At 68.8% G+C, this 16519-nt stretch carries 18 protein-coding genes; 14 read left to right on the top strand and 4 right to left on the bottom strand.

Going from position 1 to position 16519, the window contains the following annotated elements; genetic code table 11:
* The first annotated feature begins 79 nt into the window (after positions 1-79).
* The 6 genes from G6N14_RS14805 to G6N14_RS14780 all read left to right on the top strand — a co-directional run bounded on the left by G6N14_RS14805 (position 80) and on the right by G6N14_RS14780 (position 7392).
* A complete protein-coding gene (locus tag G6N14_RS14805; RefSeq protein WP_085135808.1) occupies positions 80-976 on the top strand; it encodes a phosphoribosylaminoimidazolesuccinocarboxamide synthase in 897 nt (298 codons plus the stop codon).
* The gene (locus G6N14_RS14800; protein ID WP_085135807.1) at positions 973-3099 is read left to right on the top strand and encodes a S9 family peptidase; all 2127 of its coding nucleotides are present in this window, start codon (positions 973-975) and stop codon (positions 3097-3099) included. The genes G6N14_RS14805 and G6N14_RS14800 overlap by 4 nt, the downstream gene beginning before the upstream one ends.
* 10 nt (positions 3100-3109) lie before the next feature.
* The gene (locus tag G6N14_RS14795; protein ID WP_085135806.1) at positions 3110-3598 is read left to right on the top strand and encodes a glutathione peroxidase; all 489 of its coding nucleotides are present in this window, start codon (positions 3110-3112) and stop codon (positions 3596-3598) included.
* Entirely contained in the window at positions 3598-4935 is a 1338-nt protein-coding gene (locus G6N14_RS14790; protein WP_085135805.1) for a DUF2254 domain-containing protein, read from the top strand. Before G6N14_RS14795 ends, G6N14_RS14790 begins: the two co-directional genes overlap by 1 nt.
* A 68-nt stretch (positions 4936-5003) precedes the next feature.
* Positions 5004-5717 (top strand): DUF2334 domain-containing protein, encoded by a 714-nt coding sequence (locus tag G6N14_RS14785; RefSeq protein ID WP_085135804.1) that lies wholly within the window; start codon positions 5004-5006, stop codon positions 5715-5717.
* A gap of 19 nt (positions 5718-5736) precedes the next feature.
* Complete coding sequence (locus G6N14_RS14780; protein WP_085135803.1) at positions 5737-7392, top strand: FAD-binding dehydrogenase; 1656 nt, start codon at positions 5737-5739, stop codon at positions 7390-7392.
* 12 nt (positions 7393-7404) lie between these two features.
* On the opposite strand, the gene G6N14_RS14775 is transcribed toward G6N14_RS14780, so the two are convergent.
* Positions 7405-8043 (bottom strand): MBL fold metallo-hydrolase, encoded by a 639-nt coding sequence (locus tag G6N14_RS14775; protein WP_085135833.1) that lies wholly within the window; start codon positions 8041-8043, stop codon positions 7405-7407.
* An 83-nt stretch (positions 8044-8126) separates the two neighbouring features.
* On the opposite strand from G6N14_RS14775, the gene purS reads away from it, so the two are divergent.
* Positions 8127-8366, top strand: coding sequence for a phosphoribosylformylglycinamidine synthase subunit PurS (gene purS, locus G6N14_RS14770; protein WP_085135802.1), 240 nt, complete (start codon positions 8127-8129; stop codon positions 8364-8366).
* Complete coding sequence (purQ, locus tag G6N14_RS14765) at positions 8363-9037, top strand: phosphoribosylformylglycinamidine synthase subunit PurQ (RefSeq protein WP_085135801.1); 675 nt, start codon at positions 8363-8365, stop codon at positions 9035-9037. Before purS ends, purQ begins: the two co-directional genes overlap by 4 nt.
* Positions 9038-9079: 42 nt before the next feature.
* Here purQ and G6N14_RS14760 read toward each other — a convergent pair whose 3' ends face one another.
* Positions 9080-9598, bottom strand: a complete 519-nt coding sequence (locus G6N14_RS14760; protein ID WP_085135800.1) for a MarR family winged helix-turn-helix transcriptional regulator — start codon at positions 9596-9598, stop codon at positions 9080-9082.
* A gap of 350 nt (positions 9599-9948) precedes the next feature.
* Between G6N14_RS14760 and G6N14_RS14755 the strand changes: the two genes are divergently transcribed.
* The 5 genes from G6N14_RS14755 to G6N14_RS14735 are packed head-to-tail and all read left to right on the top strand — an operon-like array spanning position 9949 to position 13333.
* Positions 9949-11457: an aromatic/alkene/methane monooxygenase hydroxylase/oxygenase subunit alpha gene (locus G6N14_RS14755; RefSeq protein ID WP_085135799.1), complete on the top strand. Its 1509-nt coding sequence runs from the start codon at positions 9949-9951 to the stop codon at positions 11455-11457.
* Positions 11458-11461: 4 nt separating this feature from the next.
* Positions 11462-11713 (top strand): toluene-4-monooxygenase system B family protein, encoded by a 252-nt coding sequence (locus G6N14_RS14750; protein ID WP_046319159.1) that lies wholly within the window; start codon positions 11462-11464, stop codon positions 11711-11713.
* Positions 11700-12032, top strand: a complete 333-nt coding sequence (locus G6N14_RS14745; protein WP_085135798.1) for a Rieske 2Fe-2S domain-containing protein — start codon at positions 11700-11702, stop codon at positions 12030-12032. The genes G6N14_RS14750 and G6N14_RS14745 overlap by 14 nt, the downstream gene beginning before the upstream one ends.
* Positions 12032-12340 (top strand): MmoB/DmpM family protein, encoded by a 309-nt coding sequence (locus G6N14_RS14740; RefSeq protein WP_085135797.1) that lies wholly within the window; start codon positions 12032-12034, stop codon positions 12338-12340. Before G6N14_RS14745 ends, G6N14_RS14740 begins: the two co-directional genes overlap by 1 nt.
* Before the next feature lie 3 nt (positions 12341-12343).
* Positions 12344-13333 (top strand): ferritin family protein, encoded by a 990-nt coding sequence (locus G6N14_RS14735; RefSeq protein ID WP_085135796.1) that lies wholly within the window; start codon positions 12344-12346, stop codon positions 13331-13333.
* A gap of 39 nt (positions 13334-13372) precedes the next feature.
* On the opposite strand, the gene G6N14_RS14730 is transcribed toward G6N14_RS14735, so the two are convergent.
* Both G6N14_RS14730 and G6N14_RS14725 read right to left on the bottom strand, forming a co-directional pair.
* Entirely contained in the window at positions 13373-14170 is a 798-nt protein-coding gene (locus G6N14_RS14730) for a family 1 encapsulin nanocompartment shell protein (RefSeq protein WP_085135795.1), read from the bottom strand.
* Positions 14171-15184, bottom strand: a complete 1014-nt coding sequence (locus G6N14_RS14725; RefSeq protein WP_234808926.1) for a Dyp-type peroxidase — start codon at positions 15182-15184, stop codon at positions 14171-14173.
* Positions 15185-15236: 52 nt separating this feature from the next.
* On the opposite strand from G6N14_RS14725, the gene G6N14_RS14720 reads away from it, so the two are divergent.
* Positions 15237-16502 (top strand): M18 family aminopeptidase, encoded by a 1266-nt coding sequence (locus G6N14_RS14720; RefSeq protein ID WP_085135793.1) that lies wholly within the window; start codon positions 15237-15239, stop codon positions 16500-16502.
* Positions 16503-16519: the final 17 nt, after the last annotated feature.

Below are 16519 nucleotides of genomic sequence, written 5' to 3'. Positions count from 1 at the left end.
CTGACAATTCACTGTAAGTCATATGAGGTGCGCTGCGCTGGATTGGGGTCGGCCATGCGCTGCCCATTAGGCTGACGCAATGTCGCGACCCGCGCTCACCGATTACCAGCACCTGGCCAGCGGCAAAGTCCGCGAGCTCTACCGGATAGACGACCAGCACCTGCTGTTCGTGGCCACCGACCGGATTTCCGCGTTCGACTACGTCCTCGACAGCGAGATCCCCGACAAGGGCCGCATCCTGACCGCGATGAGTGTCTTCTTCTTCGACCTCGTCGAGGCTCCCAACCATCTGGCCGGCCCTCCCGACGACCCGCGTATCCCCGACGAGGTACTCGGCCGCGCCCTGGTGGTTCGTCAGCTGCAGATGATGCCCGTCGAGTGCGTCGCACGCGGCTACCTGACCGGCTCCGGCCTGCTGGACTACCAGCGCACTGGCGCCGTGTGCGGCATCCCCCTGCCGGAGGGTCTGGTGGAGGCCAGCAAGTTCGTCAATCCGATCTTCACACCGGCGACCAAGGCCGAGATCGGCGCACACGACGAGAACATCTCGTTCGCCCAGGTGATCGACCTGGTGGGCCCGGTCCGGGCCGGCCAGCTGCGCGACCGCACCCTGGCAACTTATGTGCAGGCCGCCGACCACGCCCTGACCAAGGGGATCATCATCGCCGACACCAAGTTCGAATTCGGCGTCGACGAGCACGACAACCTGGTGCTCGCCGACGAGGTGTTCACTCCCGACTCGTCGCGGTACTGGCCCGCCGACGACTATCGGCCCGGGGTGGTGCAGGAGAGCTTCGACAAGCAGTTCGTCCGCAACTGGCTGACCAGCCCGGAATCCGGGTGGGACCGATCCGGGGACCAGCCGCCCCCACCACTTCCCGACGACATCATCGCCGCTACCCGCGCCCGTTACGTCGAGGCCTACGAACGTATTTCAGGCCTGTCCTTCGATGACTGGGTCGGTCCCGGAGCATGACCGCCGAGCAGCAGAGTCTTCCCGCCCCGCCGACGGCCAAACGGGTCGACAGCACGCGCACCCACCACGGCGACGTCTTCGTCGACCCCTACGAGTGGCTGCGGGACAAGTCCGACCCCGCGGTGATCGCCCACCTGGAAGCCGAAAACGCTTACACCGAGGCGGTCACCGCCCGCCTGGACTCCTTGCGGAGCAGCATTTTCGACGAGATCAAAGCCCGTACCAAGGAGACCGACCTGTCGGTACCCGCCCGCCGCGACGACTGGTGGTATTACGCCAGGACCTTCGAAGGCAAGCAGTACGGCGTGCAGTGCCGCTGCCCGGTCGCCGACCCCGACGACTGGACTCCGCCGGAACTCGACGAGAATACCGCGATCCCGGGCGAGCAGGTGCTGCTCGACCAGAACGCCGAGGCCGACGGGCACGATTTCTTCGCGCTCGGTGCCGCCAGCGTCAGCCCGGACGGCAACCTCCTGGCCTACTCGGTCGACGTCGTCGGCGACGAGCGATACACCCTGCGGTTCAAGGACCTTCGTTCCGGCGAACTGTTGCCCGGGGAGATCGCCGGGATCGGCGCCGGGGTGACCTGGGCGACCGACAACCGGACCGTCTACTACGTGACCGTCGACGAAGCCTGGCGGCCGGATACCGTGTGGCGCTATCGGGTCGGCGACCCGGCGGACTCGGCCGAACAGGTCTACCACGAGGCCGACGAGCGATTCTGGTTGGCGGTAGGGCGAACCCGCAGTGACTCCTACGTGTTGATCGCCGCCGGTTCGTCGATCACCTCCGAAGTGCGCTACGCCGACGCCGCGAACTCCGATGCAGAGTTCACCGTGGTCCTGCCCCGCCGCGAGGGCGTCGAGTACTCGGTGGAACACGCAGTCATCGGCGGTCAAGACCGTTTCCTGATCCTGCACAACGATGGGGCAGTCAATTTCACGCTGGTGCAGGTGCCGGTATCGACGGCCGCCGACCCCGCCACGCAGCAGACGCTGATCCCCGGCAGAGACGACGTGCGGCTCGACTCGGTGGATGCCTTCGCGCGCCATCTGGTGGTGGGGTACCGGGCCGAGGGCCTGCCTCGCCTCCAGCTGTGGCCGATCGGCGACGACGGTGATGTCCTACCGCCGCAGGAGATCACGTTCGACACCGAGTTGACGTCTGCGGGTCTGGCGGCCAACCCGAACTGGGACGCCCCGAAACTGCGGGTGGGCGCAACCTCGTTCATCACCCCGGTGCGGATCTACGACATCGACCTGCCCACCGGTGAGCGAACCCTGCTGCGAGAGCAGCCGGTGCTGGGCGAGTACCGCAGCACCGACTACGTCGAGTACCGCGACTGGGCCTATGCCGAGGACGGCACCCGCGTCCCGGTGTCGGTGGTACACCGGGCCGACCTCGAACTTCCCGCTCCCACGCTGCTTTACGGCTACGGCGCCTATGAGATGTGCGAGGATCCCCAGTTCTCCATCGCCCGGTTGTCGCTGCTGGACCGGGGCATGGTGTATGCCGTGGCCCACGTCCGCGGCGGTGGTGAACTGGGCCGGCTGTGGTACGAGCACGGCAAAATGCTGGAAAAGAAGAACAGCTTCACCGACTTCGTCGCGGTGGGCCGCCACCTGATCGATGCGGGCATCTGCCGGCAGGGCCGCCTGGTCGCCATGGGGGGCAGCGCCGGTGGGCTGCTGATGGGCGCGGTGACCAACCTGGCGCCGGAACTGTTCGCCGGAGTGGTGGCCCAGGTGCCGTTCGTCGACCCGCTGACCACCATCTTGGACCCGTCGCTGCCGTTGACCGTGACCGAGTGGGACGAGTGGGGAAACCCCTTGGAGGACAAGGAGGTCTACCGCTACATGAAGTCCTACTCGCCGTACGAGAACGTAGCTCGCCGGGACTACCCGCCGATCCTGGCGATGACCTCGCTGCACGACACCCGGGTGTACTACGTCGAGCCGGCGAAGTGGATCGCGGCACTGCGACACACCAAGACCGATGACAACCCGGTGTTGCTGAAAACCGAGATGAACGCCGGTCACGGTGGAATCTCCGGGCGATACGAACGCTGGAAGGAGATCGCGTTCTCTTACGCCTGGCTGCTGGCGGTGGTGGACTGCGGGTAACGTCGCGGCCATGAGCCTCGCCGAAATCCCGCTGACCACCCTCGACGGCCGTTCCACCTCGCTGGCTGACTTCGCCGACCGTGCCGTCCTGGTGGTCAACGTCGCCTCCAAGTGCGGGCTGACCCCGCAGTACGGCGCCCTGGAGAAGCTCGCGCGCGACTATGCCGAGCGGGGACTGACGGTCCTTGGCGTGCCCTGCAACCAGTTCATGGGCCAGGAGCCCGGAACCGCGGAGGAGATCCAGACCTTCTGCTCCACCACCTACGGCGTGACGTTTCCGCTGCTGGTCAAGACCGACGTCAATGGAGCGGATCGCCACCCGCTGTATGCCGAGCTGACCAAAGCCGCCGACGCCGAAGGTGCGGCCGGCGATGTGCAGTGGAACTTCGAGAAGTTCCTGCTCGCCCCGGGCGCCACCGTAGTCAACCGCTTCCGGCCGACCACCGTGCCGGACGCTCCCGAGGTGATTGCCGCTATCGAAGCCGTCCTGCCTGGCTGATGAGCACCCAGTCGGAACGCTTCCCCAGTGTGCGGGCGGCGGCGCTGGCGTACCGGTTCCGAGAGAGCCTGTTCGCGCTGCCGCTGTTGATCGTCTTCGGCGGGATGGCGCTGGCCGTCATCACCCGAGTGGCTGACCGCAACATCGGTCCGTCGCCGCGCTATCTTCTGAAAATGGACAGCGGCGTGGCCACCACGCTGCTCTCCACCATCGCCGGCGCCACGATCACCACGGCCGGTGTCATCTTCTCCTTGACCATCGTCAGCCTGCAGCTGGCGAGTTCGCAGCTGTCGCCGCGGGTGATGCGGTGGTTCATTCGCGACCGGCTCAGCCAGGTCGTGATCGGTCTGCTGGTCGCGACATTCGTGTACTGCGTGCTGAGCCTGCCCGACCTCGATGGATCCTCGCCCGTCCCGGCTCCACCGCTGACCGTGACCGTGGCGATCGTGCTGACGATCGCCACGGTGGTCACGATCATCGGCCACGTCGATCACCTGGCCCACCGGCTGGAGGTCGGCCAGGTGGTGCGCGAGATCGCGGCCGAGGGGGCCACGGTGATCGATGCGGTCGTGGCCGCCGCCGTCCACGAACAGCCCGCTCCCGACGCCGAAATGAACGCCCCGGCGGAGGCGCTGCGGCTGACCTCGCCGGGCAACGGCTGGGTCAGCCAGGTCGACGCCGAACGGCTGCTGGCGGCCATTCCGCCCGGCACGACCATCAGGCTGGACACCCGGGTGGGCGCCTACATCCACCTCGGGCAGCCGCTGGTCACCATCTGGCCGGTACCGGAGAACCCGGACCGGGTGCGGCGCAAGCTGCCCAGGGCCATCGTCGTCAGCGGCAGCCGCACCATGCAGGAGGACGTCGACTTCGCGTTCCGCCAGTTGGTCGACATCGGGTTGCGTGCGCTCAGCTCGGCGATCAACGACCCGACCACGGCGGTGGAGGCGACGCTGCGGGTGGGCAGCCTGCTGCGGCGGGTGCTGGTGGCCCCACCCCGGCCTCGCGCGGTGGCCGGCCCCGAAGGGCGAGTCCTCTTGCGGCCCTGGGACCTCGACCCCAAGGAATACATCGCGCACGGTTTCGACCAGCTTCGCCAGGCCGCGCCCAGCCAGCCCCTGGTCGCGGCGACGATCCTGCGGGTGGTGCGGATGCTGATCGCCCACGTCAAGGAGTCGGGCCGGCCCGAGCACCTGCCCGCCCTGCGGGAACAGACCGACCTGCTGGTGGAATCGTTGGAGGCTACGCCCGGCCTGCACCCCCGCGATCTGGCCCGGCTCAAGGCGATCGCCGCCACCAGCACCGACCCGGCCGACCACAGCCGCCGCCGGGCGTAACCCAGCGCGCTATCCGGTGTCCTCCTCGACGTCACCGGCTGGACACCTGCGCTGGTCACACTGAAGGCGTGGCCGGACAACTGATCGTTTCCGTCTCCGGTATCGGGGTGCACACCCGTGACCGCGCCGAGGCCTTCTGCGCGGAACTCGACGCCCGGGCAGTGCCGGTATCGCTGCTGGTGGCGCCGCGACTGGGTGCCGGTTACCGGCTGGACCGCGACCCCGAAACGGTGGCGTGGCTGGCGCAGCGGCGCGCGGCGGGCGCCGCGATCGTTTTGCACGGTTTCGACGAGGCGGCCACCAAGAAGCGGCGCGGCGAGTTCGCCACGCTGGCGGCCCACGAGGCCAATCTGCGGCTGCTCGGCGCCGACCGCGTGCTCGAGCACCTGGGACTGCGCACCCGGTTGTTCGCCGCCCCCGGCTGGACGGTGTCGCCGGGAACACTCAGAGCGTTGCCGCGTAACGGCTTCCGGCTGCTGGCCGGTCTGCACGGTGTGACCGACCTGATGCCCGAGCACACCGTGCGGGCGCGTGTGCTCGGCATCGGGGGAGGATTCCTCACCGCGCCCTGGTGGTGCCGGATGGTGGTGGCGACCGGCGAGCGCATCGCGCGCCGCGGCGGCATGGTGCGGTTGTCGGTGGGTGCCCGGGCGCTCGCCAAGCCGGGCGTGGCCGAGGCGATGCTGGATGCGGCGGACGCGGCGTTGGGGCACGGCTGCCGGCCGGAGCGCTATCGCTGGCCCCTCCCACCGGTCGACGTGGCCTCTGAGCTGAGCGCCTGACTCGATACGCTGTCACGCCATGAGCGATAGGGCGGACGCTGACGCGATCGTCGTCGGGGCGGGACTGGCAGGCCTGGTCGCGGCCTGCGAACTGGTGGACCGGGGCCGCAGTGTGCTCATCGTCGACCAGGAGAACAGCGCCAACCTCGGGGGACAGGCGTACTGGTCTTTCGGGGGGCTGTTCCTCGTCGACAGCCCCGAGCAGCGCCGGCTCGGGATTCGCGACAGTCACGAACTGGCACTGCAGGATTGGCTGGGCACCGCGGGCTTCGACCGGCCCGAGGATCACTGGCCGCGGCAATGGGCGCACGCCTATGTGGACTTCGCCTCCGGCGAGAAGCGCAGCTGGCTTCGGGACCGCGGTCTGAAGATCTTCCCGCTGGTGGGGTGGGCCGAGCGGGGCGGCTACGGTGCGATCGGGCACGGCAACTCGGTCCCCCGCTTCCACATCACGTGGGGGACCGGCCCCGCCCTGGTGGAGATCTTCGCCCGCCGGCTCCGGGGCAACCCCAAGGTCCGGTTCGCCCATCGGCACCGGGTCGACGAACTGATCGTCGAGGCCGGCCGGGTGAGCGGGGTGCGGGGCAGCGTGCTCGAATCCTGCACCGCGGCACGCGGGGTGGCTTCCTCGCGGACAGCGATCGGGCAGTTCGAGTTCGGTGCCGCCGCGGTCCTGGTGACCAGCGGCGGTATCGGGGGCAACCTCGACCTGGTTCGGCAGAACTGGCCGCAGCGCATGGGCCGGGTCCCCGCGCAACTGCTGGCCGGGGTGCCCGCCCACGTCGACGGCCGGATGATCGGTATCACCGAGGCCGCCGGCGCCCGGGTTATCAACCGGGACCGGATGTGGCACTACACCGAGGGCATCACCAACTACGACCCGGTCTGGCCGGGCCACGGCATCCGGATCATCCCCGGTCCGTCGCCGCTGTGGCTGGACGCATCCGGCGTGCGCCTGCCCGGGCCGTTGTATCCGGGCTTTGACACCCTGGGCACGCTGGAGCACATCGCCCGCTCCGGTCAGGACTACACCTGGTTCGTGCTGAACCGGCAGATCATCGAGAAGGAATTCGCGCTGTCGGGCCAAGAGCAGAACCCCGACCTGACCAGCCGCAGCGTGCGTCAGCTGGTCCGATCGCGGGTCAGCTCGGGGCCGCCCCCACCGGTGCAGGCGTTCATCGACCGCGGGGTGGACTTCGTGCAGGCGACGACGCTGCGGGATCTGGTGGCAGCGATGAACGACCTGCCCGACGTGCTGCCGTTGGACTACGCCACCGTCGAGGCCGAGGTCACCGCGCGCGACCGCGAGGTGGTGAACCGATTCAGCAAGGACGGCCAGATCACCGCGATCCGCGGCGCCCGGGCCTACCTGGGTGACCGGCTGGGCCGGGTGGTGGCCCCGCACCGGCTGACCGACCCGTCCGCGGGACCCCTGATCGCGGTGAAGCTGCACATCCTGACCCGGAAAACGCTGGGGGGCTTGGAAACCGACCTTGACTCCCGGGTGGTGGGCGCGGACGGCAAGCCGATCGACGGACTGTACGCGGCCGGCGAGGTGGCTGGATTCGGGGGCGGCGGTGTGCACGGCTACCGGGCGCTGGAAGGCACGTTCCTGGGCGGTTGCATCTTCTCCGGGCGGGCCGCCGGGCGAGGTGCCGCCGGCGACATCGCCTAGTTGCAGGCCTGGCTAGAGGGTGACGGCGTTCTCCTGCGGCAGGACCCGGAAGTCGGCGCGGCCCATCTCGGCCAGGCGCCCGTGATAGATCCCCTGGGCATCGGCGGCGATGATGCCCTGGTGGATCGGTACCGCGACGCGCGGCGCCACCGCGCGCAGGTAGTCGACCGCCTCGGAGATCTTCATCCACGGCGCCGCGGCCGGCGCCGCCAGCACGTCCACCGGTTCTCCGGGCACGAACAACGCGTCGCCGGGGTGCATCAGCCGCGCGGCATGTTCGGCATCGCCGACCAGGTAGGAGATGTTGTCGATCATCGGCAGCTCCGGATGGATCACGGCGTGCCGCCCGCCCACCCCGCGGACCCGCAGCGGGCCGACGTCGAAAGCGTCCCCGACGTGCACCGGCTGCCAGGGCGGACCCAGCTGGGCGGCGGTCTGCGGGTCGGCGTAGAGCGCGGCGCCGGGGTTGCCGTCGAGCACGGCCGGAAGCCGTGTGAGGTCGACATGGTCGGGGTGCTGATGGGTGATGAGGATCGCGGCCAGACCCGTGATGCCCTCGAACCCGTGCGAGAAGTTGCCCGGATCGAACAGCACCGAGGCATCGCCGAAATCGGCGAGCAGGCAGGAATGGCCGAAGTGGGTCAATTGCATGGATTGATTGTGCGCTCCGGCGCCGCGGACAGGCATCGGTATTGTTGACGCGACCGATTCCCCGTCGACAGTAGGGAGCGCGCGTGGCCCGGGTGGTTGTGCACGTGATGCCCAAAGCCGAGATCCTCGACCCGCAGGGTCAGGCCATCCTCGGAGCGCTTTCTCGCCTCGGCCACACCGGCGTGTCGGACGTCCGGCAGGGCAAGCGTTTCGAGCTCGAGGTCGATGACTCGATCGACGATGCCACGCTGGCCGAGATCGCCGAGTCTCTGCTGGCCAACACGGTGATCGAGGACTTCACCGTCAGCCGGGAGACGCCGTGAGCGCGCGGGTCGGCGTCATCACCTTCCCCGGCACCCTCGACGACGTCGACGCCGCCCGCGCGGTGCGGTTCGTCGGTGCCGAGGCCGTCAGCCTCTGGCACGCCGACGCCGACCTCAAGGGTGTCGACGCCGTCGTGGTACCCGGTGGCTTCTCCTACGGCGACTACCTGCGGGCCGGCGCCATCGCCCGGTTCGCCCCGGTGATGGGGGAGGTGGTTGCCGCGGCCAACCGGGGAATGCCCGTGCTCGGCATCTGCAACGGTTTTCAGGTGCTCTGCGAGGCGGGCCTGCTGCCGGGTGCGCTGACCCGCAACGTCGGCCTGCACTTCGTCTGCCGCGACGTGTGGCTGCGGGTGGCATCCACCTCCACGGCCTGGACGTCGCGGTTCGAGGCCGACGCCGACCTGCTGGTGCCGCTGAAGTCCGGCGAGGGCCGCTACGTCGCCTCCGAGGCGGTGCTCGACGAACTGGAGGGCGAGGACCGGGTGGTCTTCCGCTACCTCGACAACATCAACGGCTCGCTGCGCGACATCGCCGGGGTGAGCTCGGCCAACGGCCGGGTGGTCGGGCTGATGCCGCATCCGGAGCACGCCATCGAGGCGCTGACCGGGCCGAGCGATGACGGCCTCGGACTGTTCTACTCCGCGCTGGACGCGGTGCTGGCCGCCTGACCTTCCGGCCCGCTCTGCGATCCGATTCGCGCGGGGCGTCTGCTATGCCGGGACGTGGTCGGCGCAGTCGACTCGCAGATCCGGAATCGTCATGGGAATGTCGTAGACCTTGCAGCGGTAGCTGCGCCGGTCGGCGTGCACGTTTTCCAGTTGCGTGCAGGTGCTGCAGGCGCGGGTGACGGGAATCATCTGTGCGTCGTGCAGTCGGGCCAGCACGGCCAGCAGCGTGTCCAGCAGTTGTTCGGCTTCGGCGCGCTCGAGCTTGGATGTGGCGATCTCTGCCGGTGCGGTCCAACGTGCGATCTGGGCAGCAGTCTTGCGTCCCTCGGGGGTCAGGGACAGGTCGTGACGGCGGCGGTCGTGGGGGTCCGGGGTGCGCACCACCAGGCCCTTGCGGATCAGCGCGGCGATGGCGTCGCTCACGGTGGAATCGGTGACGTTGAGTTCGCGGGCCAGCGTGGTGGGGTAGGCGGCCGGCGGCGGGCCGACGTGCAGCCAGCCCAGAACCCGCATCTGCGTGCTCGACAGATCGTGGTTTTCGGCGGCTCGCCGGGCCAGCACGTGCAGGGCGTCGCCGACCTTGTCGAGGGCGGCGACGATCTTGGAGTCCAGGCTGCGGTGGCGCTCGCTCCCGGATTTCAGGGCACGATCCCGTCGCGTGTGCCGACGGCGCGGGCGGCCATGGCGGTCGCGTCCGCCGGGTGTTCGTCGGTGCCCGTCATCGTGACCTCCCCTGCCCAGTGCTGCGCGCGTTGCCGCCGGGATCGCAGCGTAGCCGCTGCCCGCGTCGTACCGAATGGTGTGAATCAGGCTGATCCTAATACTTAGGAGTCCTGGGGAATTACTGCATCATGGTCTCGATCCGTGAGCGACAGCTCAGTTCGCAGCTCATGCCCGACCGAGGACGACACATGCCCAAACTTTCGCGCAGCGATTGGTACGACTTAGCCCGCGACACCAACTGGACGTTTCGCTATGTGACCGAGGAGGAGGTGTTCCCCGAAGACCTCTCCGGCACCCACCGGGTTCCCGCCGAGGCCTGGCTCAAGTGGGACGAGCCCTACAAAGTCGGCTACCGCGAGTACGTGCACAACCAGGTGACCAAGGACACCACCACCTACTCGCTGAAGAACGCCATCGGGCGGTCCAAGCTGTTCGAACAGCTCGACCCGGGCTGGAAGTCGGTCATCGTGGCGCACTACGGCGCCATCACCATGCCCGAATACCTGGCCTCCATCGGCGAAGCGCGAATGGGCCGCTTCGGCCGCTCGGCGGCGTGGCGCAACACCGCAACCTTCGGCACCCTCGACGAGGTCCGGCACGGTCAGATCCAGGCATTCTTCCCCTACGGCCTGCTCGACAAAGAGCCGCGCGGCGACTGGGCGCTCAAGGCGTTCCACACCAACAACTGGATCGTCCTGGCGGTGCGCTACCTGTTCGACGACATGTTCGTGGCCAACGACGCGCTGTCGATCGCGCTGCAGTTGACCTTCACCCTGGAGACCGGATTCACCAACCTGCAGTTCCTCGGGATGGCAGCCGACGCCATCGACGTCGGCGACCTGGAGTTCGGCGCCCTGATCAGCTCCATCCAGACCGACGAAGCGCGCCACGCCCAGCAGGGCGAGCCGACGATCAAGGTGCTCACCGACAGCGGCGAGGGCGCGTGGGGGCAGTTCCTGATCGACCACATGTTCTGGCGGTCGTGGCGCATCTTCGCGCTGCTGACGGGTCTGTCGATGGATTACTACACCCCGCTGGAAAGTCGGCGAATGAGCTTCAAGGAGTTCATCGAGGACTGGGTGGTCAAGCAGTTCGCCGACCAATTCCGTGACTATGGCCTCGAATTGCCCTGGTACTGGGAAGAATTCATCAACGAACTGACCTGGTACCACCACGCCATCCATCTGGGCGTGTGGTACTACCGGCCCACGGTGTGGTGGAACCCCGACGCCGGGGTCTCCGAGGAGGAGCGGCTGTGGCTGGAGGAGAAGTACCCCGGCTGGAACCGTGACTTCGGCAAGCACTGGGACGTCATCACCGACAACATCCGCAACGGCGACATCGCCGCCACGTTGCCCGAGACCCTGCCGATCACCTGCAACCTGTGCCAACTGCCCATCGTGCGCGCCGCCGGCGTGATCGTCGGTGCCCACACCGATGCGGCCCCGCTGACCCACGTGCACAACGACCGCAAGTACCTGTTCTGCTCGGAGCCCTGCCGGTGGATCTTCACCCAGCGGCCCGACCGCTTCGCCGGTCACCAGTCGCTGATCGACCGGGTGCTCTCCGGTGAGATCAGCCCGCCCGACCTCGGCACCGTTTTGCAGTACTTCGGGCTCTCGGCCGAAGAGCAGGGCCAGGACGCCGACAACTACCGGTGGGCACAGCACGGTGCCCGCCCAGGATCGAAGGTCTGACACCATGGCGCTGCTTCCCCTGACCGCGCTGTTCGAGGGCGACGTGCTCGAACTGCTCATCCCCGTCGACGACGCCGACACCGTCGACGCCGTCAGCGCGGCGATCGCCCACCATGTGGTCGGACACCGCGTCGCCAAACGCGATGCCCCGATCCGGCTGCGCCACAACGGCAATGTGCTGGACCCGGCGTTGGCGATCGGCGCCGCCGGTGTCGGCCCACTGGACCACGTCGAGGTCTTCTATGACCAGCGTTAGCACCTGGACCCCGGTGGCCAGCCTCGACGACCTCTGGGAGGGCGAGGTGGCCGAATTCGAGGTGGGCGATCGGCCGATCCTGATCGCGCATCTGCGCGGGGGAGCGATCCGTGCCTACGACGGACTGTGCCCGCACGCCGGATTCCCGCTGGCCGACGGCGACGTCGACGACGAAATCCTGACGTGCGGCGCGCACAGCTGGGAATTCGACCTGTCCACCGGCGCCGGGGTCAATCCCGCCAACTGCCGGCTGCGCAGCCATCCCGTTCGCCTCGAAGGCGACCAGATCGCCATCCTGCTCACCGAAGGAGACCGCTGATGACCGCTTTGGAACAGGACAAGCTCGTCGGTCCGGTGGTGCGCGGCTTCGACCCCGATGTCGTCGCCGCCCTGACCGAGGCCATCCACGCCGACAACCCCGATGCGGCCATCACCATCGAGGACCACGCCGGGTACGTCCGCATCCATGCCCCGCGCTTTCTGCGCGTCACCCGGGCGAGCCTGGAATCGGCTGCCGGCCAGGCATTCCCGCTGGCCACCCTGGAGCCGGCGCTGGTGGGCTTTGCCGGCCGGATCCGCTACGTCGGCGACGACGAACTGCACTGGTACCTGGACCGAGAGGACTGACACATGACCACCGCGAAAACCCGGCAGCTCAAGACCTGGAGCATCGCCGGCGACACCCGCCGCAAACCCACCGAATACGAAGCCGTCACCGGGCAGTTCCACTATCACTTCAACCGCCAGCCGGCTCCTTTCGACCTCGACCCCGGCAGCCCGATCAACCGGTGGTATCTCAAGCACCGCGAGGGCTCGCCGCTGCAGGCCGAGAGCTGGGAGGGTTTCCGCGATCCTGCCGCGCTGAACTACCGCCGCTACATCGCGTCGCAGCACGACCGCGAGGTCTACGCCGAAGGCGTGGTCGATCACTACGAGGCACTCGATGCCGATCAGGCCCTGGCGCCCGACTGGGTCGAAACACTGGGCCGCATCTACCTGCCCGCCCGCTATCTGTTCCACGTGCTGCAGATCACCAGCCTTTACGTGGGGCAACTGGCGCCGAGCGCCTATATCACCAATGCGGCGTTCTTCCAGGCCGCCGACGAGCTGCGGGCTCTGCAGTGGATCGCCTATCGCGCCAAGTCGCTGTCGCTGAGCCACGATGTCGGATTGGCCAATACCGAAGCGACGCGGCGAATCTGGGAGACCGACGAGGCCTGGCAGCCGGCCCGGGAAGCGCTGGAACGCCTGCTGCTGGCCTATGACTGGGGAGAGGCCTTCACCGCGCTGAACCTGGTGATCAAACCGGCGCTCGACGCGCTGTTCAAGGAGACTTTCGCCGAGGTGGCCAACCTTCGCGGCGACGGCCTCACCGCGGCGCTGCTGCAGGAATCCCGGGTGGACACCACCCGCAATCAGGCCTGGAACGCCGCACTCGCCCGCTACGCGTTGGCCGCCGATCCCGCCAACCGCGCTGTCATCGAGGGCTGGATCCAGGACTGGCGCCCGCTGGCCGACCGTGCGGTGCAGGGCCTGGCCGCCGCACTGCCCGATCCGGACGCCGCCGTCGAGCGCACCGCGCGCTCGGTGGCCGCATTCACCGCCTCGTGGGCCGACTGAACCGCCGGGCGGTCAGTCGGCTCGGCGGGCCGGACCCAGCTAGGCGGTCAGCGCGACAGCGGCCTCGGCGGTGTAGCACAGGAACGTGAAGGTCTCCTCCAGGTAGAGCTCCACGTTGTCGGCGTCGTGATACAGGTAGCCGATCGCCACGTCGGTGCCCAACCGCAGGTCGAAATCGCCGCCGCGCGTGGTCAACACGAATGCGCCGTCGATCGCCGGGGCCCAGATGATGTCGCCGGTCACCAGCCGGCGCAGGTGCTCCAGGATCGGATAGCCGTGGTCGGAGGTCTCGCTGACCTTGGTGTAGGTGTCGGCCGACAGCAGCACCGAGTAGGGACCGTCCACCCCGGCCAGCCGCAGCGCTGAGAGCGCCTGGCTGACCACGTCCGGGATGTCGCGCGGGTCCTCGGGCAGCGTCAACTCCGGGTTCGAGCTGGTGCTGCGGATGCCCTCCACGGCGGCGTCCGGGTAGCCGCCGAAGACGATCCGGTCCTCGGCGAATGCCAGCTTCTTGGCCGCGGCCTTGACCGGGTCCCAGTCCGCGTCCTGCGAGCCCCGCTCCACGTCGTCGATCTCTTCCCGCGACAGGGTGAACGGAACCCGCAGACGCACCAGTGGTTTGCTGTCCCGCAGCGCTGCCTGGACCCCGTCGGCCGGGGCGCCGATGCCGGTCAGCCGGCCGGTGCCCACCGCCGCCGCCGTGGGGCCGGCGGGCTCGCTGACGTCGACTACCCGGCGCCCGGCGATGTGTCGCTTGAACGTGCGGGCCGCCTCCTGCTCGATGTCGGCCCAGGCCGCGTCGGTGACCGGGGCCAGATTGCGATACAGGTTGTTCATTCAGGAGATTCCTTTCAGGCTGCCGATGTTCAGGGAGCCCCCAGACGCGGGCTCGGCGGGCTGCGCCGGGCTCGGGGCCGGCCGGCCCGGGAGCGGCGGCGGACCGTCGAGGAAGTCTGCGGTGGGGGTGAAAAACATGCCGCCGGTGACGGCGGTCGAGAAATCCAGAATGCGGTCGGTGTTGCCGGGCGGGTCCCCGAAGAACATGTTGCGCAGCATCTGCTCGGTGACCGCGGGACTACGGGAGTAGGCGATGTAGTAGGTGCCGGACTCGCCGTTGCCCACCGAGCCGAACGGCATGTTGTGCCGCACGATGTCCAGCTCGTTGCCGTCCTCGTCGGTGATCACGTTCAGCGCGATGTGGGAGTTGGCCGGCTTGTCCGCGTCGTCGAACTCGATGTCGTCGGCCTTGGTGCGGCCGATCACCCGTTCCTGCTCGGTAACCGGCAGCGCCTCCCAGGCCGCCATGTCGTGTAGGTACTTCTGGATGTGCACATACGACCCGCCGGCGAAGTCGGGGTCCTCGTCGCCGATCGCGGTGGCCTCGCAGGCCGCCTCCTCGACCGGGTTCTCGGTGCCGTCGACGAAGCCGAGCAGATCGCGGTTGTCGAAGAACCGGAAGCCGTGCACCTCGTCGACCACGGTGATCGCACTGGCCATCGCCTTGACGATTCGTCCGGCCAGCTCGAAGCAGACGTCGAGGGTCTCGCCCTTGATGTGGAACAGCAGGTCGCCCGGGGTGGCCGGGGCGGTGTGACGGGGACCGGTCAGCTCGACGAACGGATGCAGCTGTGCCGGCCGGGGCCCGGCGAACAGCCGGTCCCAGGCGTCGGACCCGATCGAGGTCACCACCGACAGCCGCTTGGTCGGGTCGCGGAAGCCGATGGCGCGGGCGAAGCCCGCCAGGTCCGGCAGCGCGTCGTGCACCACGGTCTCGCCACCCTCGTCGATGGTGGCGACCAGGAAGATGGCCGCACAGGTCAGCGGAGTGGTGACGGGCTGAGCAGTCGGCACAGTATCGACCCTAACGCCCCAATCGGCGTTGCGATGGGAAAGACTTGAGCCCATGGCTGCCACCGCGACCGGTTTGTGCGAGTTCATCGACGCCTCGCCTTCGCCGTTCCACGTCTGTGCCAGCGTCGCCGAACGCCTGCGGGCCGCCGGTTACACCGAGGTCGCCGAGACCGACCGATGGCCCGCCCTGCCCGGGCGGTACTTCACCGTCCGGGCCGGCTCGCTGATCGCCTGGGACGGCGCCGCGACGGATCCCGGGGCGCCGTTCCGGGTGGTGGGGGCGCACACCGACAGCCCCAACCTGCGGGTCAAGCAACGTCCCGACCGGGAGGTCGCCGGCTGGCATCTGGTGGCGCTGGAGCCCTACGGCGGTGCCTGGCTGAACTCGTGGCTGGACCGCGACCTGGGCGTCAGCGGGCGGCTCTCGGTGCGCAGCGCAGGCTCGTCGATCAGCCAGCACCTGGTCCGGATCGACGAACCGATTCTGCGGGTTCCCCAGCTGGCGATCCATCTGGCCGCCGACCGCGCCGCGGTCGCGCTGGACGCGCAACGCCACCTCAACGCGGTGTGGGGCGCGGGCGGCCCGGCCCGAGACTTCCTGCGCCACGTCTCCGAACGCGCCGGTGTCGATCGCGCCGACGTGCTCGGCTTCGACCTGATGACCCACGACCTGGCGCCGGCGACGGTGACCGGGGTGGACCAGCAGTTCGTCAGTGCGCCCCGGTTGGACAACCAGGCCAGCTGCTATGCCGGGCTGGAAGCCCTGCTGGCCGCCCGGCCGGGGCGCTACCTTCCGGTGCTGGTGCTCTTCGACCACGAGGAGGTGGGGTCGACCTCGGATCACGGCGCCCAGTCGGATCTGCTGCGCACGGTCCTGGAGCGGATCACCCTGGCCGCCGGCGGGGACCGCGAGGACTTTCTGCGCCGGCTGACCGCCTCCACCATGGCCTCGGCCGACATGGCGCATGCCACCCACCCCAACTACCCGGACCGCCACGAACCGGGTCATCCGATCGCGGTCAACGCCGGCCCCGTTCTGAAGGTGCAGCCCAACCTGCGCTACGCCACCGACGGCCGCACCGCGGCCACCTTCGCGCTGGCCTGCGACCAGGCAGGGGTGGCGCTGCAGCGCTACGAGCACCGAGCCGACCTGCCCTGCGGTTCGACCATCGGTCCGATGAGCGCCGCAGGTACCGGCATACCCACCGTCGACGTGGGCGCTGCGCAGCTGGCCATGCATTCGGCGCGGGAGCTGATGGGTGCCAGTGACGTGGCCGCCTACGCCGCGGCTCTGACGGCCTTCCTGGCCCCGCAGTGAGCCGAAATCGGTGCCAT

Source organism: Mycolicibacter hiberniae, from assembly GCF_010729485.1.
GTDB lineage: Bacteria > Actinomycetota > Actinomycetes > Mycobacteriales > Mycobacteriaceae > Mycobacterium > Mycobacterium hiberniae.
The sequence above is the reverse complement of the archived record's forward strand: the minus strand, read 5'-3'. Positions and strand labels throughout refer to the sequence as shown.